Origin of the sequence: Streptomyces sp. NPDC017095 (genome assembly GCF_044332325.1) — a bacterium.
In the GTDB taxonomy this organism is placed as follows: Bacteria; Actinomycetota; Actinomycetes; order Streptomycetales; family Streptomycetaceae; genus Streptomyces.
Map to the genome: position 1 here is coordinate 306,277 of NZ_JBIROU010000004.1, position 23,212 is coordinate 329,488.

The window sequence follows — 23,212 nt, forward strand, 5'->3', positions numbered from 1 at the left end:
GAACACCGGGCGCCCTTCGTGTGTGCGGTGCGTCAGGCGAACTGCTGGATGAAGGCGTGCCAGCTGTCGCGGGAGACGGTGAGGAGGGGGCCGTCGTCCTGCTTGCTGTCGCGGACGGCCCGGCCATCGGGGGCCGTGTCGGCGACCTCTACGCAGGCGTTTTCCTGCCCTGAGTACGACGACTTCCAGAAGGGGCTTACGACCTCGGTCACGATGTGTCTTCCTTCAGGCTCCGCAGTATGCCCCGGATGAGTTTCGCACTCGCGTCCGGTGCCAACGCCGCCGATCGTAGTAGGTCGAACGCATTGGCATAAGCGGCGAGATCCTCTGGTCCCTCAAGGACCGACGCGCCACGCAGATTGTCCATGGCGACCGCTTCGACCGTCGGCTCGTCGTCGAAGCTGAAGGAATAGAAGGCGGACGAGTAGCCGGCCAGCGCACCCGCGCTGAACGGCAGCACCTGCACCGTGACGTTCTTCCGCTTACCGATCTCGAGGATCGCGGACAACTGCTCCTGGTGGACCTCCACGTCCAGCAGCGGATGAGTGAGCACCGACTCCCAGAGGATGGCCGTGTACGACGCTCCGCCCTCCTCGATCTTCGCTTGCCTCGCGAGCCGCACCTTCACCAGTTGGGCGGCGCGTTCCGGGTCGAGGTAGTGAGGGCCACCGGCGATGACGGCTTCCGCGTAGGCCGGAGTCTGCAAGAGCCCCGGCACCATGATCGGCTGCCACTCTCGGATGTACGTCGCGTCGTCCTCCAGCGCGATGTGGTCCAAGTAGTCCGGCCGCAAGTGCTCCGCGTGTTCGAGCCACCAGCCCCGGTTCTTGGAGTGCTTGGCCAACTCCTCCAGCTTGGCGCGCACTTCCGCATCGGCGACACCGTACGCGTCCAGCAGCAGGCGCACTTCGATCACACGCGGTGTGGCGTGTCCGCTCTCGATGCGGCTGATCCTGGCCTGACTCGTGGCGATCACCTCGGCGGCTTGCGGCTGGTCCAGCCTGGCGGCCTGTCGGTATTGCCTGAGTGCCGTGCCAAGTCGCCTGCTGCGCACGGTCGGTCGTCCACCTGCGGGCATGGAACCTCCCTTTCTCCCGGCGAAACCCTGCCACACCGAAGGCTCCGGAAGAGCACGCATAACTCGATCGAGTGAAACGCCTGCATGTATTTCTCGGTTCTCGTTGCGGCGATGCTGCATGTATTTCTAGGTTCAGCCGCATGCCAACCATCGAAACCTTCCGCATCCCCACCCGCCGCCAGCACGTCCCGACCGCGCGGCACTACGTCCGCAAGGCGCTCGCGGACTGGGGCATCACCGGTGACCTGGCCGACCGGGCGGTCCTCTCGGCGAACGAACTCGTCACCAACGCCGTGGCCCACTGCCTGGTGTCCCACGCCCGCGTCCGGGTCACGCTCATCCTCTGCACCCGGGAACTGGTCCTGGAGGTCTCCGACCCGGACCGGGACCGGCTGCCCCGGCCGCGCCACCCCGGCCCCGACGAGGAGGGCGGACGCGGCCTCGCACTGGTCGCCGCGCTGGCGGACGCGTGGGGCCACCGGCAGGAGCCGTACACCAAGACGGTGTGGGCCCGGTTCGCGCTGACGCCGGCGGAGTAGACCCTCGTACCTGGCTTCAGACCTTGATGCTCCGGCGGACGCGTGCGATCACCTGTTGCGCCTCGGTGCCGAAGACGGCCGACTCGGCGAAGGTGTCCCAGACGCGGCGGTAGAGAGCGATCGTTTCGGCATCGTCCAGCCAGAGTTCGGCGTGCCAGTCCTCGACCACGACCAGGCGGTCGTCGAGCATCGTGAAGGGGTTCCCCGGCGGGATGCGGAGGTCCGCGTCCAGGGGCAGGATGCCGAGGCGCACCGTGTCCATGCCGACCACGCCCGACAGCCGGTCGAGTTGGGCGACGAGTACCTCCGCCGGACACACCCGGGCCCACAGGGCCCCTTCCCACATCAGCAGGTTGAGCCGTTTACCGGGCCGGTACAGCCACTCCTGCCGCTTCATGCGAGCCCTCACGGCCTCTTCCATGTCCCTTGGAGAGGACCGGAGATCCGTGTAGCGCTCGAAGACGTAACGGGCGTAGTCGGCGGTCTGGAGCATGCCGCTGACCAGGTTGTTCTCCCACATGTGCAGGACACGGGACTCCGCGACGAGTGCGTTCCAGGTCTCCTGCACCGGGCGGTGGCCCGCCGCCAGCTGGCGCCGCCAGGAGCGGACGTGGCTCTCGAAGCCCCTGAGCCGGGAGTGGAGTTCGGCGAAGGCGTCCGGCTGTCCCACGGCTTCGGTCCATGCCCGCAGGTCGTCGTCCGTGGGAGTCTGTCTGCCGTTCTCCAGCTTGCTGACCTTCGACTGCGGCCACCCCAGCCGCTGCGCCAGCTGGATACCGGTGAGCCGGCCAGCAGGGCATTCGATCCGCAGTTCCCTGAGCTTGCGCCCCAGTTCCTCGCGTGCCCTCTGATAGTCCGTGCTCACCGGTCTCCGCTCTATCCCCTGTGCGTCGCCTCCGCCATGAACCGCTTCCACGGTACGGCGTGGTGCCAGGCAGCATCCCGCACCATGCAACAGCGCACCACTTCCGCGGGCTCGGTGATCAGATCCACGTGCGTGAGGTTGTCGTCGTCATCGAACCGCAGGAGCGCGATGAGGCGGCTGTCGAACAGCCAGAAGTCCTCGGCGGGCAGCCGGAGCCGGTCCGCGTCCGCACGCCACATGTTGCGGATGTCCTCGCCGAGGCCGACGTTCCACCTGGCACTGTCGAGGAGGTACCGCTGACCGGTGGTGGCGGGCTGGTCCACGATGCGTACTCGCTCGACCCGCCTGCCCTGCGCGGTGTGCCCGCGGATCGTCTCGGTCCACCAGCCGTAGACCGAGTCCGAGTCCGGCCCCTCGCCGATCGTCCCGTTCTTGATGAACCGGTCCCACCGGTCGCCCGCTTCGTCGCTCGCGTACCGGCGGCGTGTCTCCAGGCGCCATGCCGTGTGCTCGAACTTCTCGAACAGGGTGTGGAACTCGTCCAGGTCGATCGTCCGCACCTGCCGCGTGCGCTCCTTCGGGGTCCAGTCGACCAGCAGGTCCCGCGGCACCACCACGGCGACCTCCCCTTGCGACAAGTGCCGAAGCTGCGCGACGTCCTCCGCATCGGTGAGCGGCGGGCCGTGCACGATCACCTCTCCGCTGTCCAGATCCTCATGCACGGACGGGCATCCGGTCACACCGCTTCCCGTCCCGTTGAACCGCAACTTGCGTGCCACGATCAACCACCCCCTGGGTGTCGACTACGTTCGCACCCAGCTTTTCGGTACCTCTGCGTGAAAGTCCATGCATCCAGAGTGACCACACGAGAATAATTGAGAATATTCGCCGCCTTGCTGCTCCCCCGCCTCCTACCTTCCTCACCAAGGCCACACCCCCTAAGGACTCCGCGCCAGCGGAGCAGGAAGGTGCACCCATGGTGAACGGAATCGACCTGTACGCCCTCGATCTCGGCGGCGCCTCGTTCGTGACGGCGTGCGGAGGGAGTACTCATCCGGACGGGGAGGCGTGCATCACGCTGGCCCGGATCGGGGAGGACGCCTGGGCCCTCGGGGACAGCAAGCGCCCCGACCTGGAGCCGCTGCGGTTCACCTCGGAGGAGTTGAGCGTCGCCGGAATCGATCCGACGAGGTTCGGTCTGGCCCTCTGAGCGTCCCGTCGGCCAGGAGATCCCGCCGGTTCCGGGCCGTCCTCGTGCGGGCCGGGACTGGCGGGGACGGCAGCGAAGAGGTCCCGTGCACCACCACGCCTACCTCTGGACCGGGCCCAAGGTCCGCTTCGACCAGGAGGCCCTGCGGCGGCCCCCTCACCCCGAGCCGCCCCCGCCCGGCAGCGGTCCGGAGCTGATCCAGCGTTACCGCGCGGCCGTCGCCGAGTTCCCGGTCTCCGAACTGCCCCCGCTGGAGACCGCCCACTGGCTGGTCAAGCCGCGCTCGCTGGTGCGCGGAAGCTGGGCGGAGCCGGACGCGGCGGCCGAATGGGTCCGCGACCGGCTGGACGTGTACGCGTCCCGGTTCGCGGCGCCCGCGCAGCGGGACCGCGACCGGCTCGGCGAGCTGGTCGCCTCCGCCCGGGAGCGGCTCGCGGCCGGCGGTGACGTGTCGCTCGGGTTCTACCTCGAACGGCCCGTCTACCTGTCCCTGGCCGTGGTGACCTGCGAGCCCAACCGCGCGCGGCCCGGTCTGCCCTGCCCCCTGCGGTGAGGAGGGCGCCCGGGGTCGGGCGTGGCCGGGCGCCCTCCGGCGGGTTACGTGGCCGTGCAGGTCAGCGTCGGTGTCGTTGCGCCGCCGGGGGCCGCTCCGAAGCCGAAGGTGGCCGAACTCGCGGGTGCCACGGTGCCGTTGTGGGCCGCGTTCACGGCCGTCACGGTGGCGCCGCTCTGGGTATAGCCCGCGTTCCACAGGGACGTGATCTTCTGGGCGCCGGCCCACGTCCACGTCACCTTCCAGGACTTCAGGGCCACGGTGCCGGTGTTGGCCACCTTCACCTCGGCGTTGAAGCCGCCGCCCCAGTCGCTGCTGACGGTGTACGAAGCGGTGCACGCGGGCGTGGTGCCGCCGCCCCCTCCGCCTCCGTCGCCGCCGCCGGTGCCGGTGCCCGGGAACAGCGGTGCCTTGACGCTCTTCAGGTACCCGTCCTTCACGGTGTCGACGGTCGTCCAGTCGTCCTTCAGGATGCCGCCCGTGTCACCGGAGTTGGGGTTCAGGGACCAGTAGGTCCACTGGAAGGAGTCGGCGCCGTACGTCGAGGTCGGCCGCAGGTAGTCCGCCAGCGCGGCCAGCCACTTCTGGTCGACGGCCGACTGGAGCGTCGTACCGAACTCGCCCACCCACACCGGAGCGATGTTCTGCTTGAAGAGGTAGCCCCAGTACTTGTCCCACACGCCCGGCATGTTGGCCGGGAACGAGGGATCGCTGAACCACGTCTGCTGGGCGACGCTCGTGGCGTAGTCGTGGGCGGAGTAGACCACCCGGTTGGGCACGCTGAGCTGTACCGGGTACTGGCCGGCGCCCATCAGGTTGCCGCCCCACCAGCCGGACACGCCGTCGTACGTCTGGACGCCCTCGACGAAGACGAGCAGGTCCGGGTTGACCGACAGCACCGCGTTGCCGGCGCGCTGGGCGGCCAGGCGCCAGTCGGTGGCCTGGTCGCCGCAGCCCCAGCAGGCCGGGTCGTGCGGCTCGTTGTGCAGGTCGATGCCGATCACCGTGTTCTGGCCGAGGTAGCGCGTGGCCATCGCCTTGAGGTTGGTGATCCAGGTCGACTCCGGTACGGACGCGGTGTACCAGAGCGCCGACTGACCACCGGAGTCGGGCCGGTGCCGGTCCAGGATGACCTTCAGGCCGTCCTGGCCGGCGTAGGCGACGATCCGGTCCAGGACCTGGAGGGAGGTGAGGCCCTGGAGGTCGGCGTTCTTGGTGTAGTCGATGCCGCTGGGGGCGGCGCCGGCCTTGAGAATGTCGTCGCTGTACGGGATGCGCAGGGTGTTGTAGCCCAGCGACCTCACCTGGTCGATCATGCCCTTGTAGTCGCGGGTCCACAGGCCGTGGACCACCTGGTTGCTGGTCTCGAAGCCGAACCAGTTGATCCCGGCGATGCGCACCGGCTGGCCGGACGCGTCCAGGATCTGCCTGCCGCTGGTGTGCCAGTACCCGGCTCCGGGAGCGGCGGCGGCCGTGGGCGCGCCGGTCGCCTGTGCCGCGTACGCCCCGGTCAGGGGCAGGAGGAGCGCCGCCGCCGCGGTGCACAGCGCCCTTCTCAACGTGCGGAACATGTCTCGGTTCCTCTCGGGAGGCGCGGCGTCGAAGCTGGTATGGGAGCGCTCCCAAGTGCCGCGCAGGCACAGGAAACCGAGACAACATGGGCACGTCAAGACCTGCGGCACACCTCGGTACACAGCGCGCGCCACGGCACCGGTGACCTCACTCCCCCGCCGGAGACCGGGATTCCTTTTCCTGCCGGAAAGCCGCGGAAGGAACAGAATGGTGATGTTCCTCCGTCATCCTCCGCCGTCCTCCGCTTCCCAGGGTTACCTCCCACCTCCCCCGCCACTCCGTCCACGCTTCGAGGAGCCTCTCCGTGACCGTGTCCGCCCGTCGCCGCGCCGTCCTGACCCTTCCGGTTCTCCTGACCGCGCTCGGCACCGGCGCCGTGCTGCCGGTGGCCGCCGCCTCGGCCGCTCCCGCCGCGCGGACCGCCGTGGCGGCTCCCGCGTCCCCTCCGGACGCCCGTTACGCGGGCAAGGCCGTCGCCCTCGGCAAGGACCTGGTGGCCGTCCTGCGCAACGACCCGGAGGCGGGCGGCCCGGAGGCGTGGATCCGTGCCGTGCGGCCGCACTGGCGGCCGGGCGACGCCTACACGTACCGCGTCCTGGCCAAGCTGGACCGCACGCACACCGCCTCCACGCTGCACGGTCTCTCCCTGCGCCTGACCGGCACCGGCGGCTCCGCGCCCGCGCTCCGGGTGACCGGCGCCGAGGGCGGTCCGCACACCTTCGCGCTCCCCGGGGCGGGCACCCCGGACGCCCGGGGCTGCACGATCGTCACGGAGCACTCCATCGGGGCCGGGACCGTCGCCGTCCTGAGCAACGGCCCGGCGGGACCGTCGGCGTTCTTCGAGGACGCGGGCGACGGCACGCGCTTCGCCGGCGTGATCGACCGCGCCCGGCCCGCACTGCCGAGGAGCGCCGGGTTCGCCGCCCGCATCGTGCACCCCGACGGGCCGGCTCCCCGGCTCGTCACCACCATGGAGGGCGGCGGCCACCCGGCGAGCACGACCCCGTTCCCGGCACCGGGGTGCGTACGGTGACACCGCGGGCCGGCCGGGACCGCCGGTAGGCGGGACCGCCGGGGTGGCGCGACGGCCGGTACGGCGTGACTGCCGGTACGGCGTGACTGCCGGTACGGCGTGACTGCCGGACTGTCGGGACACCCGGGACCGCCGGGCCACCGGGACCGCCGGTCTCCCGGGCCTGCCGGGACCCGGGCCAGCCTGCCGGGTCTCCCGGGCCTGCCGGGGCCCGGGCCAGCCTGCCGGTCTGCCGGGTCTGCCGGACGACCGGTACCGCCGGACGGCAAGCAGGCCCGCGACCGCCGCGTGTGCACCCGGCCCCCTGACCCCGTCCCCCGCCGGTCGCCTCAGCTCCGGCGCAGCCACCGCAGTCCGAGGAACGCGGCCACGCCCGCCGCCAGGATCACCGCGCCCACCGTGAGGCTCGGGGTGCCGCCCTCGTCCTCGGCGGCGTGCGGACTCCCGCTCGCGGACGGGGAGTTCGCGGGACGTTCGGGTGCGTCCTTCGCCTGTACCGTGCTCTCGGCGCCCTCGCTGCCGTACATCAGCTCCGTGCCGTCGGCGGAGTACGACACGGACTCGCCCTGCCCCTGGAACGGCACGTTCAGGCGGCCCTTGCGGGTGATCCGGCCGTCGTTCCAGTCGTAGTAGACACCGCCGAAGTAGCCGCGTACGGCGAGCTGCCGGCCGTCCGGCGAGAAGGCGGCGTCGGTGGCCCACAGGTCGACGGGCGGACCCGGCTTGAAGACGTTCGCGCCGGACGTGGAGAGCGTCTCCGGGCCCTCGTACAGGTGCCCGCCCTCCTCGTTCTTGTCGATGATGTAGACGCGCCCGGTCTTCGGGTGCACGAGCAGCGACTCGGCGTCGCGCGGCCCGTCCTCGTACTTCACGACGTACTGCGTGGCCGTGACCGTCTGGTCCGTCAGCCGCTTCGGCTCGGGCAGCCGGTAGATCCACACGTACGGCCACTTGCCGCCGAAGTTGTCGCCGATGTCGCCGACGTAGATCTCGTTGTGCGGGCCGAGGGAGATGGCCTCGACATCGCGCGGGGAGCCGATGCCGCGCAGGGTGATCCGGGCGACGGTCCGGCCGGTGGCGCTGTCCACGGCGTACAGGTACGGCCCGTCGTCGCTGTCGTTGTGCGTCCAGTAGATCCCCGGGTGCTGCCGGGACGCGGCGAGCCCGCTGGACTCGGTTATCCGGGGGTCCTTGATGGTGAAACCCTGGTCGCCGGTGTTCCCGGCGGCCGTCGGGGCGGCGGAGGCGGGCAGCGCGCAGGCACCGGTGAGCAGGGCCCCGGCGAGTACGGCGAACGGTCGACGCATGCGCCAAGCCTGCCATTCCCGGCGGGGGTCCGGGGGACGTGGTCCGCCTCACAGTCCCCGCCGATCCCCCGGGCCGCGGCCATCGTCCATCATGAGCGGATGCTCAGGTTCATGCCCGTCGGTGACTCCATGACGATCGGAAGCGCGGGCGAACACACGTGGCGTTACCGGCTGTGGCGGCACCTGTGCACGGCGCACGGCGGCCCGTTCACGTTCGTCGGCCCGCGCGAGACGCTGTACGACAAGCAGACCGACGCCCCGACATCCCTCGGTTACGCCGATCCCGGTTTCCCGCGCGCCCACCTCGCGGGCTGGGGCGAGGGCTGGCTGCACATGGCTCCGCTGATCGGCGACGCGGTGCGGGTCCACCGCGCCGATGTGCTGCTGGTCTCGCTCGGACTGATCGACCTGGGCTTCTACACGAACGCCGAGCAGACGGCGGAGAACGTGCGGGCGTTCATCGCGGGCGCGCGGGAGGCCGGGCCGCGCGTCCGGATGGTGCTGCTGCCGGTCGTCCCGAACGTCCGGGCCGCGTCCGACGCGCTCTTCGCCGAGCAGGTGGACCGGTTCAACGTGCTGCTCGCCAAGACGGTCGCCGACCTGGACGAGCCGCGGTCGCCGCTGCTGCTGGCCTCGCCGCCACGGGGCTGGGACCTCCACACCCACACCTACGACGGCACGCATCCCAACGCCCGCGGGGAACACCTGATCGCGGAGGCGTTCGCGGGGGCGATGTGGGAGGGCTGGGGCGTGGGACAGGCGTACGGAGCGGGCACGGACTGACTCGAACCCGGCGTCTCACGGACCCGGTGCCTGTCGTTGTACCGCGCGGTCGCGCCTGTTCGTGGAGCGGCCGCGGAGCGCCACGATGACCATCCCCGGAGACAGGATCGAGATGGCCGACGCGGACACCGACACCCAGCGTCTGGACGAGTGGTTCGAGCGTCTTGAGCGGATGCCCGTCCCCGAAGGCCCTCTTCGCGGGGGCACGGCGGGCGCGTCCGGCCGGAAGCTCTTGCCTAGAGCGCACTCCAGGCCGTTGGCTGGTGGACCATGGAGTACACGCAGCTCGGACGCACAGGACTCAAGGTCAGCCGGCTCGTCCTCGGGACGATGAACTTCGGTCCGCAGACCGACGAAGCCGACAGTCACGCGATCATGGACACGGCGCTGGACGCGGGCATCAACTTCTTCGACACCGCCAACGTCTACGGCTGGGGCGAGAACAAGGGCCGGACCGAGTCCATCATCGGCAACTGGTTCGCCCAGGGCGGCGGCCGGCGGGAGAAGACCGTCATCGCCACCAAGGTGTACGGCAACATGGACCCGGACGGCGGCTCCGTGTGGCCCAACCACGACAAGCTCTCCGCGCTGAACATCCGGCGCGCGGTGGACGCCAGCCTCAAGCGGCTCCGGACGGACTACATCGACCTCTACCAGTTCCACCACATCGACCGGAGCACCCCGTTCGAGGAGATCTGGCAGGCGATCGACGTCCTCGTCCAGCAGGGCAAGATCCTCTACGTCGGCTCCAGCAACTTCCCCGGCTACAAGATCGCCCAGGCCAACGAGGCCGCCGCCCGCCGCGGCGGCACCATCGGGCTGGTCAGCGAGCAGTGCCTGTACAACCTCGCCGAGCGCCGCGCCGAGATGGAGGTCATCCCGGCCGCGCAGGACTACGGCCTCGGGGTCATCCCCTGGTCGCCGCTGCACGGCGGGCTGCTCGGCGGGGTCATCCGCAAGGAGGTCCAGGGCGGACGCCGCGCCGCCGGCCGGGCCGCCGACACGCTCAAGGACCCGGCGGCCCGCGCGCAGATCCAGGCCTACGAGGACCTGCTCGACAAGCACGGCCTGGAGCCCGGCGAAGTGGCCCTGGCCTGGCTGCTCACCCGGCCCGGGGTGACCGGCCCGATCGTCGGCCCGCGCACCGCCGGACAGCTGGAGTCGGCGCTGCGGGCGGTGGAGCTGGAGCTGGGCGAGGAACTGCTGACCGGCCTGGACGAGATCTTCCCGGGCCCGGGGCCGTCCCCGGAGGCCTTCGCCTGGTAGGCACCCCGCCCGGCAGGCACCAGCGGCAGGCACCGCCGGGGGCCGGCGGCGGCCCGCCAGGGGTGCGGGGAGGCGGGGAACCGCGCGTCCCGCCGCGGCGCGCCCGCGGCCGGAGACGGCGGCGGTCCCCCGGCCCCGCGCCCACCCCGCGCCCGCCCCGGCGCGCCCTAACGCACAGCCGACGTCAGGGCCACCACGACGAACAGAAGAACAAGCGCACCGGCCATGATCCGGTTCCGGGTTTTCGGGTCCACGTCTTCGAGACTAACCGCCCGCGCCCAGTGCCCAGCGCCCGACCACCTCGTACCGCGGCTGCTCCCCCGGCACCCCGGAGGCCGGCAGCCGGCTGCGCACCAGCGTCATCTCGGTGACCTGCCAGCTCCGCCCGGCGTACGCGCCCAGCAGCTCCACCTGCGGCCGGACGTCCACCGGGCCCCGGCCGCGGGCGACCGTCAGATGGGCCTTGTAGGGCCGGTGCTCGTCCGTCGGCACGCCCGCCTTCCGCGCCGCCGCCTGCGCCCGCCCGGCCAGCAGGCTCAGCTCCTCCACGTCGCCGCGGGCGCCCGCCCACAGCGCGCGGCCCTGGCCGAACCGGCCGCCGCCCGCGATGGCGAGGGTGAAGGGCGCGGCGCGGCGGGCGGCGCGGGCCAGCCGGTCCGACAGGGCGGGTACGACATCCTCGGCGACCTCGCCGTAGAAGGCGAGGGTGAAGTGCCAGCCGGGGCGTTCCGTCCAGCGCAGCCGGTCGGCGCCCGGCAGCCGCCGCAACCGGTCCACCTCGGCGGCGAACTCGTCCGCGATGTCCTCCGGGGGCAGTACGGCGGCGAAGAGTCTCATGGCTTCCACCCTCCCAGAACCGGCGGGCATGATGGGCCGATGGAGATCATCATCCGGGACGGCGGCCCCGGTGACCTGCCCGCGATACTCGGCATGTTCGACAGCGGTGTGGAGTGGCTGGTCTCACAGGGGCGCACCCGGCAGTGGGGCACCGAGCCGCTGTCGCAGCACGAAAAGACGGTGGAGGCGCTGGTGCGGGCCATGGACGAGGGCACGACGTACCTCGCCGAGGCCGACGGCGTGCCGGCGGCCTGTCTCGTCCTCACCGACGGGCCCGGCCCCCACCTGTCCCACCTGCCGCCGCCCGGCGAGCCCGAGCGGTACGTCCGCTGGCTCGCCTCCGACCGCCGTTTCAAGGGCCGGGGCACGGGCGGCGCGCTGCTCGCGCACGTCGCCGAGGTGACCCGGCGGGCCGGCGTGGGCCTGCTGCGCGTGGACTGCTACGCCGGGGACGACCGCGCGCTCGTCGCCTACTACCAGGCCCACGGCTTCACCCCGACGGACAGCTACACCCACGGCCCGGACGCCTGGCCGGGCCAGGTACTGGCCCGGCGGGTCGACTAGCCTGCCGCATCGCGCGGCGACCGGTCCCTGTTTCCCGGGCCGTACGGCCCGGCTCACGCCGCGGTCGTCAGCCGTTCCCGGTCGCGCGGGACGAAGCGGACCCGGGGGTGGCCGCCGTGCCAGCCGACCGACAGCCGCAGGCCGCCGATGCGGGTCAGGACGAGGCCGATCGCGGCGGCCGCGACGGCCGACACCACACCGCCGGCCGCGAAGCCGATCCGGGCGCCGTAGGTGTCGGTGATCCAGCCGACCACGGGCGCGCCCAGCGGCGTACCGCCCATGAACACCATCATGAACAGCGCCATCACCCGGCCGCGCATGGCCGGGTCGGTGGCCATCTGCACGGCCGTGTTCGCGGTGACGTTGACCGTGAGGCCGAACATGCCGATGGGCACCATGAGCAGCGCGAACAGCCAGTACGACGGGGCCGCCGCGGCCACCGTCTCCAGCGTGCCGAAGGCCAGCGCGGCGGCGATCAGCACGCGCAGCCGGGCCGTGCCGCGCCGGGCGGCCAGCAGGGCGCCGACCAGGGAGCCCACGGCCATCAGGGTGTTGAAGAGGCTGTAGGCGCCGGCGCCGGAGCGGAAGACGTCGTCGGCGTAGGCGGACAGCCACACCGGGAAGTTGAAGCCGAACGTGCCGATGAACCCGACCAGGACGATCGGCCAGATCAGCTCCGGCCGCTTCGCCACATAGCCGAGGCCCTCGCGCAGCTGGCCCTTGCCGCGCGGAGTGCGCTGGACGACGTGCAGCTCGCGGGCGCGCATCAGCAGCAGGCCGGCGATCGGCGCGGCGAAGGACAGGCCGTTGGCGAGGAACGCCCAGCCGGTGCCCACACCGGTGATCATGAGTCCGGCGACGGCCGGACCGACGAGCCGTGCGGACTGGAAGTTCGCCGAGTTCAGGCTGACCGCGTTCTGGAGCTGGTCGGGGCCGACCATCTCGGAGACGAAGGACTGGCGGGCCGGGTTGTCGATCACCGTGGCGAGGCCGACGGCGAAGGCGGCGACGTAGACGTGCCAGACCTGGACGTGTCCGGTGAGGGTCAGCGCGGCGAGCGCGAGTCCGGTGACGGCCATCGCGGCCTGCGTGACCAGCAGCGTGGGCCGCTTGGGCAGCCGGTCCACGAGGACGCCGCCGTAGAGACCGAACAGCAGCATCGGCAGGAACTGCAGGGCCGTGGTGATGCCGACGGCCGCGGAGGAGCCGGTGAGGCCGAGGACCAGCCAGTCCTGGGCGATGCGCTGCATCCACGTGCCGGTGTTGGAGACGACCTGGCCGGCGAAGAAGAGGCGGTAGTTCCGGATCTTCAGCGAGCTGAACATCGAGGACTTGCGGGCCACGGCTGTGGCAGGGCTCGGTGCGGGGGCGGAAGGTGCTCCGGATCCCGGACTCAACGGCGTTCGCCTCCTTCGGTGGTGCGCTTACAGGTGTGCGAGTTTCTCCAGCACCGGGGCGGCGGCGCGCAGGCTGGCCCACTCGTCCTCGCCGAGGCCCTCGACCAGGCCGGCCAGGAAGGCGTTGCGCTTGCGGCGGCTCTCCTCGAGCATCGCCTCGGCCTGCTCGGTCTGGGTGACGACCTTCTGGCGCCGGTCCTCGGGGTGCGGCTCCAGCCGGACCAGCCCCTTGGCTTCGAGCAGCGCGACGATGCGGGTCATCGACGGCGGCTGTACGTGCTCCTTGCGGGCGAGTTCGCCCGGCGTGGCGGAGCCGCAGCGGGCCAGGGTGCCGAGCACCGACATCTCGGTGGGGCTCAGCGACTCGTCGACCCGCTGGTGCTTGAGGCGACGGGACAGCCGCATCACGGCGGAACGGAGAGCGTTCACGGCGGCAGCATCGTCGCCATGGGTAAGGTCCGGCATGTTCTTTAGCGTAACTCATTACTCTGACTAAAGACCACCGGGGTACGGGTGGCGGCCCGTGACGCCCGCCACCGCGCCGGGCCCGCGCTCCGGCACCGCGCGGCGGACACATGAATGAGCGCCCGGACCGTGTGGTCCGGGCGCTCATCCGTCTTCGTGCGCGTCAGGGTGGGGCTTACGTGAGGCCCAGGGCCGGCATCAGGTAGTAGAAGGCGAAGACGGCCGAGACGGCGTACATCGGCACCGGGATGTCCCGGGCCCGCCCGGCGACCAGGCGCAGCACCGTGAAGGTGATGAAGCCCATGCCGATGCCGTTCGTGATCGAGTAGGTGAACGGCATCATCAGCATCGTCACGAAGGCCGGGACGGCGATGGTGTAGTCCGCCCAGTCGATCTCCTTGACGGAGTTGGACAGGATCAGGAAGCCCACCGCGATCAGCGCCGGAGTAGCCGCCTGGGACGGGACCATCGTGGCGATCGGCGTGAGGAACAGCGCCACGGCGAACAGACCGCCCGTGACCACGTTCGCGAGGCCGGTGCGCGCGCCCTCGCCGACGCCCGCCGTGGACTCCACGAAGGCGGTGGTGGCCGACGAGGAGCTGGCACCGCCCGCGGCGACCGCGAGGCCGTCGACCAGCAGGACCTTGTTGATGCCGGGCATGTAGCCCTGGGCGTCGGTCAGCTTGGCCTCGTCGCTGATGCCCATGATCGTGCCCATCGCGTCGAAGAAGCACGACAGCAGGACCGTGAAGACGAAGAGGATGCCGGTCAGCACGCCGACCTTGGAGAAGCCGCCGAACAGGCTGACGTGGCCGACCAGGCCGAAGTCGGGCGTGGCGACCGGGTTGCCCGGCCACTTCGGGACGGTCAGGCCCCAGGACGGGATGGTGGCGACCGCGTTGACGATCACCGCGAGGACGGTCATGCCGACGATGGAGACGAGGATCGCGCCCGGCACCTTCCGGACGATCAGCGCGAAGGTGAGCAGCACGCCCAGGACGAAGACGAGCACCGGCCAGCCGAGGAGATGGCCGCCCGTGCCGAGCTGGAGCGGGACGGTGGTCTGGGCGGCGTCCGGCATCCGGGTGACGAACCCGGAGTCGACCAGGCCGATCAGCATGATGAACAGGCCGATACCGATCGAGATCGCCTTGCGCAGGCCGAACGGCACGGCGTTCATCACGCGCTCGCGCAGCCCGGTGGCGACCAGCAGCATGACCACGAAACCGGCCAGGACGACCATGCCCATGGCGTCCGGCCAGGACATCCGGGGCGCGAGCTGGAGCGCGACGACCGAGTTCACGCCGAGGCCGGCCGCGAGCGCGATCGGCACGTTGCCGATGACGCCCATCAGCAGGGTGGAGAACGCGGCGGTCAGCGCGGTCGCCGTCACCAGCTGGCCGTTGTCCAGGTGGTGTCCGTACATGTCCTTCGCGCTGCCGAGGATGATCGGGTTCAGCACGATGATGTACGCCATCGCGAAGAAGGTGGCCAGACCGCCGCGGACCTCGCGCACGACGGTGCTGCCGCGCTCGGAGATCTTGAAGTAGCGGTCGAGGGCGCCGAAGGCGGGCGCACCGCCCGGCTTCTCGGGGGTGGGGACCTTGGCGGGTGCCGAGGTGGACATGCGTGACCTCATCACCAGCGGGGTTCCCCCGAGCCCCGTTGGAGTTTCATACGAGCGGAAGTGGTCAAAGACAAACGGTTTCAGTATGAAGGTATGAAGCTGAAGATCGCTATCTCCGCGCGTAGACAATGGCGGCGCTTAAGCTGTGCGCATGGCTAAGTGGACTCCCCGGCACGAGGCACCGGAACCCCTGGAGGGACCCGTCGTCGCCACGATCACCGGCGGCACCCTCGTGTGGTTCGTCCTCTTCCTGGTACAGCTCCCCTTCTACGGCTGGTTCGACGACCACGGTCACCTGTGGTGGCTGTGGACCTGCCTGGCCGGGGGCGGACTGGGACTGATCGGCGTCTGGTACGTCCGGAAGCGGGACGCGGCGATCAAGCGCGCGACGGGCGCGGGGCCGGTGGCGGCCGAATAGGCCACCGGCGCGGGGACGGCCGCCGGGGCGGGGTGCGACCAGGGGCCGTGCAGGTGTCGGTGGGCATGGGTGTGGTGACGCACGTACCGTCGAATGCATGAGCCACATAGACGCGGGCGCGGAACTCGATCCGGTGCGTCCGGTGCCGCCGCCGACCACCCGCCCGGCCGGACTGACCCGCGCCGAAGTGGCGAACCGCGTCGCGCGCGGCCAGGTCAACGACATCCCGGTGCGCAGCAGCCGGTCGCTGGGCGAGATCGTCCGGGCGAACGTCCTCACCCGGTTCAACGCGATCATCGGCGTGCTCTGGCTGATCATGCTGTTCGTCGCGCCGATCCAGGACAGCCTCTTCGGCTTCGTGATCCTCGCCAACACCGGCATCGGCATCGTCCAGGAGTGGCGGGCCAAGCAGACCCTGGACTCGCTCGCGGTGATCGGCGAGAGCCGGCCCACGGTACGGCGGGAGGGCCGGGCGGCCGAGGTGGCCACCGACGAGATCGTCCTGGACGACCTGATCGAGATCGGACCCGGCGACAAGATCGTGGTCGACGGGGTGTGCGCGGAGGCGGACGGCCTGGAGATCGACGAGTCACTGCTCACCGGCGAGGCCGACCCCGTCGTCAAACGCCCCGGCGACCCGCTCATGTCCGGCAGCTTCGTGGTCGCCGGCGGCGGCGCCTTCCAGGCCACCAAGGTCGGCCGCGAGGCCTACGCCGCCCAGCTCGCCGAGGAGGCGTCCCGCTTCACGCTCGTCCACTCCGAGCTGCGCAGCGGCATCTCCGTCATCCTCAAGTACGTCACCTGGATGATGGTCCCGGCGGCCGCCGGGCTCGTCGTCACCCAGCTCGTCGTCAAGAACAACGACCTCAAGGACGCCCTGGCCCGCACGGTCGGCGGGATCGTGCCGATGGTCCCCGAGGGGCTGGTGCTGCTCACCTCCGTCGCCTTCGCGATCGGCGTCATCCGGCTGGGCCGCAGACAGTGCCTGGTGCAGGAGCTGCCGGCCATCGAGGGCCTGGCCCGCGTCGACACCGTCTGCCTGGACAAGACCGGCACCCTCACCGAGGGCGGCATGGACGTCACCGCGCTGCGGCCGCTGAACGGGGCGGACGAGGACTACGTGCGCAAGGTGCTCGGCGCGCTCGGCGAGTCCGACCCGCGCCCGAACGCCTCCCTCCAGGCGATCATCGACGCCTACCCGGACAGCGAGGAGTGGCGGTGCGTGGAGTCGCTGCCCTTCTCCTCCGCGCGCAAGTACAGCGGGGCCGCGTTCAGCGAGGGCGACGGCGAGACCAGCACCTGGCTGCTGGGCGCCCCGGACGTGCTGCTGGGCCCCGGCGACCCGGCGCTGGCCGAGACCGAGCGGCTCAACGAGCAGGGGCTGCGGGTGCTGCTGCTGGCCCGCGCCCGCCGCGACCTGGACGACCCCGAGCCGGCCCGGGGCGCCCGCCCCGCCGCCCTGGTCGTGCTGGACCAGCGGCTGCGCCCGGACGCCTCCGACACCCTGCGCTACTTCGCCGAGCAGGACATCCGTACCAAGGTCATCTCCGGGGACAACGCGGTGTCGGTCGGCGCGGTCGCCGCGAAGCTGGGCCTCGCGGGTACGGCGGTGGACGCGCGGCGGCTGCCCGGCGAGCGGTCCGCGATGGCCGAGGCGCTGGACTCGGGCACGGTCTTCGGACGGGTCACCCCGCGGCAGAAGCGGGACATGGTCGGCGCGCTCCAGTCGAGCGGCCACACGGTGGCGATGACCGGGGACGGCGTGAACGACGTGCTGGCCCTGAAGGACGCGGACATCGGTGTCGCCATGGGGTCCGGTTCGGAGGCGACGCGGGCGGTGGCCCAGATCGTGCTGCTGGACAACAGTTTCGCGAGCCTGCCCTCGGTGGTCGGCGAGGGCCGCCGGGTGATCGGCAACATCACGCGGGTGGCCACGCTGTTCCTGGTGAAGACGGTGTACTCGGTGCTGCTGGCGCTGCTGGTGGTGTGCTGGGGGGTGGAGTACCCGTTCCTGCCCCGGCACCTGACCCTGCTGTCCACGCTCACCATCGGCGTCCCGGCCTTCTTCCTGGCCCTGGCGCCGAACAACGAGCGGGCCAGACCGCACTTCACGCGCCGGGTGATGCGGTACGCGATTCCCGGCGGGGTGGTGGCCGGGGCGGCGACCTTCGTGACGTACCTGCTCGCCCGGCACCACTACACCGGGCCCGGCGCCCTGGGCGCGGAGACCAGCGCGGCCACCCTGACCCTGTTCCTGGTGTCCATGTGGGTCCTGGCGGTCATCGCCCGCCCCTACACCTGGTGGCGGGCGGTGCTGGTGGCCTCGATGGGCGCGGCCTTCCTGCTGGTGCTCGCCGTGCCCGCGCTCCAGGACTTCTTCGCGCTGCGGCTGGTCGGCGTGGAGACGCCGTGGACGGCGGTCGGCGTGGCGGTGGTGGCGGCGGCCGGTCTGGACCTGCTGTGGCGCCGGGTCGGCCGCCGCGCACCGGACTAGCGGTTACTGCACGTCGACGTAGTCACCGGCGGCGCTGACGGCGGCCGAGGTGGTCGATCCGGCGTAGCTGTAGCGGTAGTAGCCGTCGTAGCCGGCCGTGACCGTCGTCTTCAGCGCGCCCGTGGCGGAGGAGGTGACGGTCTTGACGGTGGTGTAGGTGGTGGAGCCGGCCTTGCGGAACTGGAGCCGCACCGACTGGCTGGAGAAGGCGCCGTACGTGCCGCGCTCCCAGTCGGCGCGGGTCAGCTTGCCGGTGACCGTGAGCGTGGCGCCCTTCTTCACCGGCTCCGGGGCGGCGTCGGCGGTGAGCTTGGTGCCGCGGCGGACCGGCAGGGTGCCGAGGTCGCTCTGCCACTTCTCGGCCTGGGTCTTCTTGTCGACCGCGACACCGCCCCGCTTCCAGGTGCCGGCGTCGGAGTTGTACAGCTCCTCGGCGGGCAGGGTGATCGTGGCCGAGCAGTTCACGGTGGTCGAGTCCACCGTGGTGCAGCTGCCCGGGGCGTCGCTGCCGACCAGGGTGTCGGCGTCCTGCGCCGAGGTGCCGCGGTACAGGAGCGGACCGGTCTGGACGTTCGTCATCGAGACGGTGGTGGGGTGCGTGACGGTGTAGGTGGCCTTGACCTCGACCGTGGAGGTGGCACCGAGGGTGATCGCCTTGCCGCCGTTGATCTCCACGTGGGAGAAGGTGACGTTCGGCGCGGTGCCGGCCGCGTGGGCGGCGGGCACGGCGAAGGCGGACAGGGCCAGGGCGCCGGAGACGGCGGCCACGGTGGCACGGAAGCGCATGTGTGTTTCCCCTGGAGGGAGAGTGATCGTCGAGTCGGTCGACTCACGCGCTCAGATCCACGAGACAGACAACGGGTTGTACGGCAAGAGCACGTTCCGGCCAGATTTTCCACGCCGATTACCCCCCTGGGGCTGCTCATTACCTGTGCATGGCACGCAGCAGAGGAAACGTTCCGGCTCCGGGGGCGGCACACGCTCCCGGAGCCGGACCGGCACCGCCTACTTCACATCGACGAAGTCACCCGCGGCGCTGACCGCGGCGCTGCTGGAGTTGCCCGCGTAGGAGAAGCGGTAGTAGCCGTCGGCCGTGGCCGTGGTGGTGGTCTTCAGGTTGCCCTTGGCGTCCGCCTTGACGGTCTTGAGCGTGGTGTAGGCGGTGGCGCTCTTCTTGCGGAACTGGAGGTTGACGGACTGCGAGCCGTAGGCGCCGTACTTCAGCGACTCCCAGTTGGCGCGGGTGAGGGCACCGGTGACGGTGAGCGCCTTGCCCTTCTTCACCGGCTCCGGAGCGGCGTTGACGGTCAGCTTGGTGGCGCGCTGGAAGGAGAAGGCGCCGGCCTTCTCCTTCCAGTTGTAGTCGCCGTCGTTCGCGTCGACCCACACGTCCACGTACCAGGTGCCCGCGCTCTTGTTGCTGAGGTAGTCCGTCCTCGGGTCGATCTTCACCGAGGCGGTGCAGGTGGAGGTGGTGGTGTTGACCTTGGTGCAGGCGGGCTTGCCGGTGGAGGCGTACCCGTAGCCGGGGCCGTAGAGCTCGAACGAGTTGGCGCCCTTGATGCCCGAGTTGTCGGTAGCGGTCACGCTGACCTTGACGGTCACCGCGGCCGAGGTACCGATCTGCACCTTGTTGTCGCCGTCCACGACGACCTTGGTGACCTTCGTGTCGCCGTAGCTGCCCGATGCCTGGGCGGCCGGTACGGCGAGGGCGGACAGGGCCAGGGCGCCGGTGACGACGGCGACGGAGGCACGGATGCGCATGTAGAGGTCCCCACGTTCGGATCTGAGGGAGTCGGGTGTGACTCCGCTGATCTGACGCGGGGACAAGGTGAAAGGTTGTACTACTGGTGAGGATTTCGTGAGGAGTTGGCCGGGTGACGGGCCGCCGGGGTCAGTCGAACCAGCGGTCCCGGGCCAGTTCCTCCGTCCGTGACGGGTCCTCCAGCAACGCGGCCACCTCGAACCGCCGCGGCCACTGCCCCGCCGCCCACGCGAGGCCCGCCGCGACCCCTTCCAGCGTGGCCGCGTGCAGCACTCCGTCGTCGGTGAGCCGCCAGTCGATCTCCACGCCGTCCACGACGAGTTCCTCGTGCTCGACGTAGGTCTGCGGCGTCCGCGGCCCGAGCAGCACCCGCACCGCGTCCGGCACGCCGTGCTCGGCGCCCTCGGAGTGCACCGCGCCGGTGACGGACTCGCTCAGCCGCCGCACCTGGAACAGCTCGGCCAGCTCGGCGGCCCGGGCCGGCCGCACCGGCAGCAGCGGCACCCCGGAGGTGAACGGCAGCAGGTCCGGCGAGTCGACCACGACGGCCGACCCGGCGTCCACGACCACCGTCCGCCCGTCGACCACGGCGCGCAGCTCGTCCGGCAGCGTCACCCGGTCGGGGTCGAGGTCCGCCAGCGCGCTGTACAGCCCGTGCAGTTGGGCGGGCGTGACCGGACGCTCCGGGTCGGCGAGCCGGTCCAGCAGCTCGGCGGCGCCGCCGGGCTCGTCCAGCAGCGCGGCGACGGAGGTGCGCACGCCGAGCGCCCGCAGCACCTGCTCGTCCTCGAACCCGGTGGCGTCGGCCTCGTCGTACAGCCCGCGCAGCAGCGGGTCGCCGCCGGCCGCGAGCAGACCGGCCGGGCGCCGCCCGTCCAGCACCGGGTGGCCGCGCAGCCACCACGCGGTGTACGGCCGTACGGCCTCGTGGGTGCCGTCGGGCAGCAGGACGCGCACGGGCTGGGTCAGCGCGTCCCGCAGCGGCGGCCGGGCCAGCAGGGCCAGCGCCTCGGGCCAGTGGTCGTCGTCCACCAGCTCCAGGTCGCGGACGGCGACGAGTTCGGTGGCGACGGGCGGCACCGGGCTGTCCGGGAACCGGTCGAGGATGTCCTCGCACCACACGTCCACGGCGTCCAGCAGCCCGGCGTCGTCGGGCTCGGCGTAGTCGCCCTCCCGGGGCTCCAGCTCGTCCGGGTCGAGGACCACGTCGGTGGCGCGGACCAGCGCGAAGTCCGTGAGCACCCCGCACGCGGCGAGCGGCTGCCCGCCCCACCGGCCGGCCAGCTCGGCGTCCACGGCGGCCAGTTCGTCCGCCCGGATCACCCGCGCGAACGGGCTGCCGGGGAACACCAGCTCGCCGGCGGGCGCCAGTTCGCCGTCCTCGTCGGGCAGTGCCAGAGCGCCCAGCCAGGGTTCGTCGCCCGGTTCCAGGCCCGCGTCCCGGACCAGGGCGAGCACGGTGTCGGCCAGTTCCTCGGCGTCGAGCGCGTCCTCCTCCCAGCCGAGGCCGCCGTCCGCGTCCAGGGAGCCCGCCACGGCGGCCCGCACCTGCGGGGTGGTCAGCACCGCGCGCGGGGTCGCGGGCAGCGCGCCCAGCTTCTCCAGCAGCGGGTGCGCGGCGTCCGGGTGGACGACCTTCAGGCCGAGCCGGCCCAGCACGTCCGGGTCGATCACGGGCGCGTCCGGGGTCGGCAGCAGCACCTGCCGGGGCCCGATGGCGGTGCGTCCCGCCCCGGAGCCGGACCCCTGGGAGGCGCTCCCGGCGAGCGGCACCGGCAGCCCGGACAGCCGCTCCGGGTCGACGCCGGCGAGACTGTCGTACAGCCGCCACCACCAGCCCGGTTCCTTCTCCAGGCCGGCGAGCCGGTCGACCGCGTCGGCGAGCGGCAGCCGGGCGACACCCAGCGTGCGCAGCTCGGTGCGGCGCTCCAGCCCGGCCGGCAGCAGGGTGGGCAGCACCTCGGCCAGCACCCGTACGGTGCCGGCCCCGGCGCCCTCGACCACCTCGGCGTCCCGGGGCCGCAGGGCGTGCGGCAGGTCCTCGTCGCCCTTCGGCTCGGCGGCCGGCGGCAGGAAGGCGGTGCGCGGCAGCCGCTCCAGCACGGCCTGCCGCAGCGCGCCGTCCAGCGCGCCCTTGCCGAGCGGTCCGGGCACGAGGTCGATGATGCCCTCGCCCACCGGCCGCCATCCGGCGAGCAGGTCGGCGTAGGCGTCGGCGGCGCGCTGCACCAGGAAGTCGGTGAGCGGCCCGGGTGCCGCGTGCCGGCGGGTGGTGTCCAGCGGGAACGAGGCGATGAGCAGCGCGGGCACGCCCAGCGGCTCCTCGCTCGGCGTCGGCGCGTGCACGACGGCGCTGGTACGCGGCCGGACCGGGGCGCCGTAGGCGTCGACGGGCACGGCCCAGGTCACCGACCAGTGGGGCCGCAGCCGTTCCTCCACGGGCCGGTCGGCGAGCAGATCGGGCGTCAGCGGCCCGTGCGCGGCCGCGGTACGCCAGTGGGTGACGCCGTGCCGGGAGTCCTCCACGACGGTGAAGGCCCCGTCGGTACGGCGGCTCAGCGTGCGCGGCGCCTGTCCCTCGACCTCCACGACGACCTCCGCCAGCCCGGGCAGGGCGAGCAGCAGCGCGTCGTCCACACCGGCGAGCAGCCGCTCGGCGAGATCGGCGGCGGCGGTGTCGCGCAGCGGCAGGATGACCGCGGTGTCGTACGGCTCCGGGGCGGTGCCCTCGGCGGCGAACGGCAGCCGCAGCACGGGCACGTGGCCGTCCCGGCGCCGCACCTCGTCGCCCAGTCCCGGGCTGTGCCGGGCCGTTTCGGCGGCCAGTTCCCGGGCCTCCGCCAGCGACCAGCGGACCCCGCCGTGCCGTCCCACGATCGCCGGCTCGTCGGTGACGGCGAGCACGGCGGCGAAACCGACGCCGAACCGGCCGACGGCACCGTGCGTGGCCTCGGTGTCCCGCTTCGCGGAGGCGCGCAGCGTGGACAGCGACTCGACGCCGGCCGCGTCCAGCGGGGCGCCGGTGTTCGCGGCCACGAGCACGCCGTCGCGGAGGGTCAGCCGCAGTCGCCCGGGGGTCTTCGCCCGCGCGGCGGCGTCGGCGGCGTTCTGGGCCAGCTCGACGACGAGCCGGTCCCGGTAGCCGCCGAGGACGAGATCCTCCTCGGCGTTGGCGTCCTCCCGGAACCGGGCGGGGCTGGTCGCCCAGGCGTCGAGGACACCGCGCCGCAGCCTGGCCGTTCCGAACGGATCGGCCCCCTCGGCCGCCGGCCGCACGAACTTGCTCACGTTGACTCTCCTCTTCCGCGTGAGGACGAAGGTACAGCGCGCGGGGGCGGCGGCGGAGCGCAGAGGTGGGGCGTGCGGGGCCCGCACACCACCCGGCGTGCGCCGGGGAGTGACCCCGCACAACCCGCTGGTCACTCTTCACGGGGGGCGG

General features: G+C 71.9%; 22 protein-coding genes. 9 read left to right on the forward strand and 13 right to left on the reverse strand.

Features of this window, described 5'->3' with window-relative positions; translation table 11 throughout:
- Nucleotides 1–32: 32 nt before the first annotated feature.
- Nucleotides 33–212 (reverse strand): DUF397 domain-containing protein, encoded by a 180-nt coding sequence (locus ACH4OA_RS10530; RefSeq protein ID WP_397937675.1) that lies wholly within the window; start codon nt 210–212, stop codon nt 33–35.
- Complete coding sequence (locus tag ACH4OA_RS10535; protein ID WP_397937673.1) at nt 209–1,078, reverse strand: helix-turn-helix domain-containing protein; 870 nt, start codon at nt 1,076–1,078, stop codon at nt 209–211. The genes ACH4OA_RS10530 and ACH4OA_RS10535 overlap by 4 nt, the downstream gene beginning before the upstream one ends.
- Before the next feature lie 140 nt (nt 1,079–1,218).
- Between ACH4OA_RS10535 and ACH4OA_RS10540 the strand changes: the two genes are divergently transcribed.
- Complete coding sequence (locus tag ACH4OA_RS10540; protein ID WP_397968599.1) at nt 1,219–1,617, forward strand: ATP-binding protein; 399 nt, start codon at nt 1,219–1,221, stop codon at nt 1,615–1,617.
- A gap of 16 nt (nt 1,618–1,633) precedes the next feature.
- On the opposite strand, the gene ACH4OA_RS10545 is transcribed toward ACH4OA_RS10540, so the two are convergent.
- The gene (locus tag ACH4OA_RS10545; protein ID WP_397968601.1) at nt 1,634–2,482 is read right to left on the reverse strand and encodes a helix-turn-helix domain-containing protein; all 849 of its coding nucleotides are present in this window, start codon (nt 2,480–2,482) and stop codon (nt 1,634–1,636) included.
- Nucleotides 2,483–2,493: 11 nt separating this feature from the next.
- The gene (locus tag ACH4OA_RS10550; protein ID WP_397968603.1) at nt 2,494–3,261 is read right to left on the reverse strand and encodes a DUF6879 family protein; all 768 of its coding nucleotides are present in this window, start codon (nt 3,259–3,261) and stop codon (nt 2,494–2,496) included.
- A gap of 197 nt (nt 3,262–3,458) precedes the next feature.
- On the opposite strand from ACH4OA_RS10550, the gene ACH4OA_RS10555 reads away from it, so the two are divergent.
- Both ACH4OA_RS10555 and ACH4OA_RS10560 read left to right on the forward strand, forming a co-directional pair.
- Nucleotides 3,459–3,692 carry a DUF397 domain-containing protein gene (locus tag ACH4OA_RS10555; RefSeq protein ID WP_397937665.1) on the forward strand — a complete coding sequence of 78 codons (234 nt, stop codon included), beginning with the start codon at nt 3,459–3,461 and terminating at the stop codon, nt 3,690–3,692.
- Between the two features lie 85 nt (nt 3,693–3,777).
- Complete coding sequence (locus ACH4OA_RS10560) at nt 3,778–4,245, forward strand: hypothetical protein (protein ID WP_397968605.1); 468 nt, start codon at nt 3,778–3,780, stop codon at nt 4,243–4,245.
- Nucleotides 4,246–4,289: 44 nt separating this feature from the next.
- Here the strand turns inward: ACH4OA_RS10560 and ACH4OA_RS10565 are convergent, their stop codons facing one another.
- Nucleotides 4,290–5,816, reverse strand: a complete 1,527-nt coding sequence (locus ACH4OA_RS10565; RefSeq protein WP_397968607.1) for a cellulase family glycosylhydrolase — start codon at nt 5,814–5,816, stop codon at nt 4,290–4,292.
- Nucleotides 5,817–6,121: 305 nt separating this feature from the next.
- On the opposite strand from ACH4OA_RS10565, the gene ACH4OA_RS10570 reads away from it, so the two are divergent.
- A complete protein-coding gene (locus ACH4OA_RS10570) occupies nt 6,122–6,850 on the forward strand; it encodes a hypothetical protein (RefSeq protein WP_397968609.1) in 729 nt (242 codons plus the stop codon).
- 329 nt (nt 6,851–7,179) lie between these two features.
- Here ACH4OA_RS10570 and ACH4OA_RS10575 read toward each other — a convergent pair whose 3' ends face one another.
- Nucleotides 7,180–8,157 carry a WD40 repeat domain-containing protein gene (locus ACH4OA_RS10575; RefSeq protein WP_365871228.1) on the reverse strand — a complete coding sequence of 326 codons (978 nt, stop codon included), beginning with the start codon at nt 8,155–8,157 and terminating at the stop codon, nt 7,180–7,182.
- A 99-nt stretch (nt 8,158–8,256) separates the two neighbouring features.
- Between ACH4OA_RS10575 and ACH4OA_RS10580 the strand changes: the two genes are divergently transcribed.
- Both ACH4OA_RS10580 and ACH4OA_RS10585 read left to right on the forward strand, forming a co-directional pair.
- Entirely contained in the window at nt 8,257–8,940 is a 684-nt protein-coding gene (locus tag ACH4OA_RS10580) for a GDSL-type esterase/lipase family protein (protein WP_397937658.1), read from the forward strand.
- A gap of 270 nt (nt 8,941–9,210) precedes the next feature.
- The gene (locus ACH4OA_RS10585) at nt 9,211–10,206 is read left to right on the forward strand and encodes an aldo/keto reductase (protein WP_397968611.1); all 996 of its coding nucleotides are present in this window, start codon (nt 9,211–9,213) and stop codon (nt 10,204–10,206) included.
- A gap of 264 nt (nt 10,207–10,470) precedes the next feature.
- On the opposite strand, the gene thpR is transcribed toward ACH4OA_RS10585, so the two are convergent.
- Nucleotides 10,471–11,043 carry an RNA 2',3'-cyclic phosphodiesterase gene (thpR, locus tag ACH4OA_RS10590; protein ID WP_397937655.1) on the reverse strand — a complete coding sequence of 191 codons (573 nt, stop codon included), beginning with the start codon at nt 11,041–11,043 and terminating at the stop codon, nt 10,471–10,473.
- A 39-nt stretch (nt 11,044–11,082) separates the two neighbouring features.
- Here thpR and ACH4OA_RS10595 point away from each other — a divergent pair, with 39 nt between their 5' ends.
- A complete protein-coding gene (locus tag ACH4OA_RS10595; protein WP_397946184.1) occupies nt 11,083–11,607 on the forward strand; it encodes a GNAT family N-acetyltransferase in 525 nt (174 codons plus the stop codon).
- A 53-nt stretch (nt 11,608–11,660) separates the two neighbouring features.
- On the opposite strand, the gene ACH4OA_RS10600 is transcribed toward ACH4OA_RS10595, so the two are convergent.
- From ACH4OA_RS10600 to ACH4OA_RS10610, 3 genes are all read right to left on the reverse strand, one after another.
- Nucleotides 11,661–13,004: an MFS transporter gene (locus tag ACH4OA_RS10600; protein WP_397937651.1), complete on the reverse strand. Its 1,344-nt coding sequence runs from the start codon at nt 13,002–13,004 to the stop codon at nt 11,661–11,663.
- 27 nt (nt 13,005–13,031) lie between these two features.
- Nucleotides 13,032–13,469, reverse strand: coding sequence for a MarR family winged helix-turn-helix transcriptional regulator (locus ACH4OA_RS10605; protein WP_397937649.1), 438 nt, complete (start codon nt 13,467–13,469; stop codon nt 13,032–13,034).
- Between the two features lie 175 nt (nt 13,470–13,644).
- Nucleotides 13,645–15,096: an NCS2 family permease gene (locus ACH4OA_RS10610; protein WP_365871240.1), complete on the reverse strand. Its 1,452-nt coding sequence runs from the start codon at nt 15,094–15,096 to the stop codon at nt 13,645–13,647.
- Between the two features lie 151 nt (nt 15,097–15,247).
- Here ACH4OA_RS10610 and ACH4OA_RS10615 point away from each other — a divergent pair, with 151 nt between their 5' ends.
- Together ACH4OA_RS10615 and ACH4OA_RS10620 are read left to right on the forward strand one after the other, a co-directional pair.
- Complete coding sequence (locus ACH4OA_RS10615; protein WP_397946186.1) at nt 15,248–15,514, forward strand: DUF2530 domain-containing protein; 267 nt, start codon at nt 15,248–15,250, stop codon at nt 15,512–15,514.
- A 97-nt stretch (nt 15,515–15,611) separates the two neighbouring features.
- A complete protein-coding gene (locus tag ACH4OA_RS10620) occupies nt 15,612–18,008 on the forward strand; it encodes an HAD-IC family P-type ATPase (RefSeq protein ID WP_397968612.1) in 2,397 nt (798 codons plus the stop codon).
- A 3-nt stretch (nt 18,009–18,011) separates the two neighbouring features.
- On the opposite strand, the gene ACH4OA_RS10625 is transcribed toward ACH4OA_RS10620, so the two are convergent.
- From ACH4OA_RS10625 to ACH4OA_RS10635, 3 genes are all read right to left on the reverse strand, one after another.
- Nucleotides 18,012–18,794: a hypothetical protein gene (locus ACH4OA_RS10625; RefSeq protein ID WP_397937643.1), complete on the reverse strand. Its 783-nt coding sequence runs from the start codon at nt 18,792–18,794 to the stop codon at nt 18,012–18,014.
- 219 nt (nt 18,795–19,013) lie between these two features.
- Nucleotides 19,014–19,772 (reverse strand): calcium-binding protein, encoded by a 759-nt coding sequence (locus ACH4OA_RS10630; RefSeq protein ID WP_397968614.1) that lies wholly within the window; start codon nt 19,770–19,772, stop codon nt 19,014–19,016.
- 130 nt (nt 19,773–19,902) lie between these two features.
- Entirely contained in the window at nt 19,903–23,061 is a 3,159-nt protein-coding gene (locus ACH4OA_RS10635) for a sacsin N-terminal ATP-binding-like domain-containing protein (protein WP_397937640.1), read from the reverse strand.
- Nucleotides 23,062–23,212 lie beyond the last annotated feature (151 nt).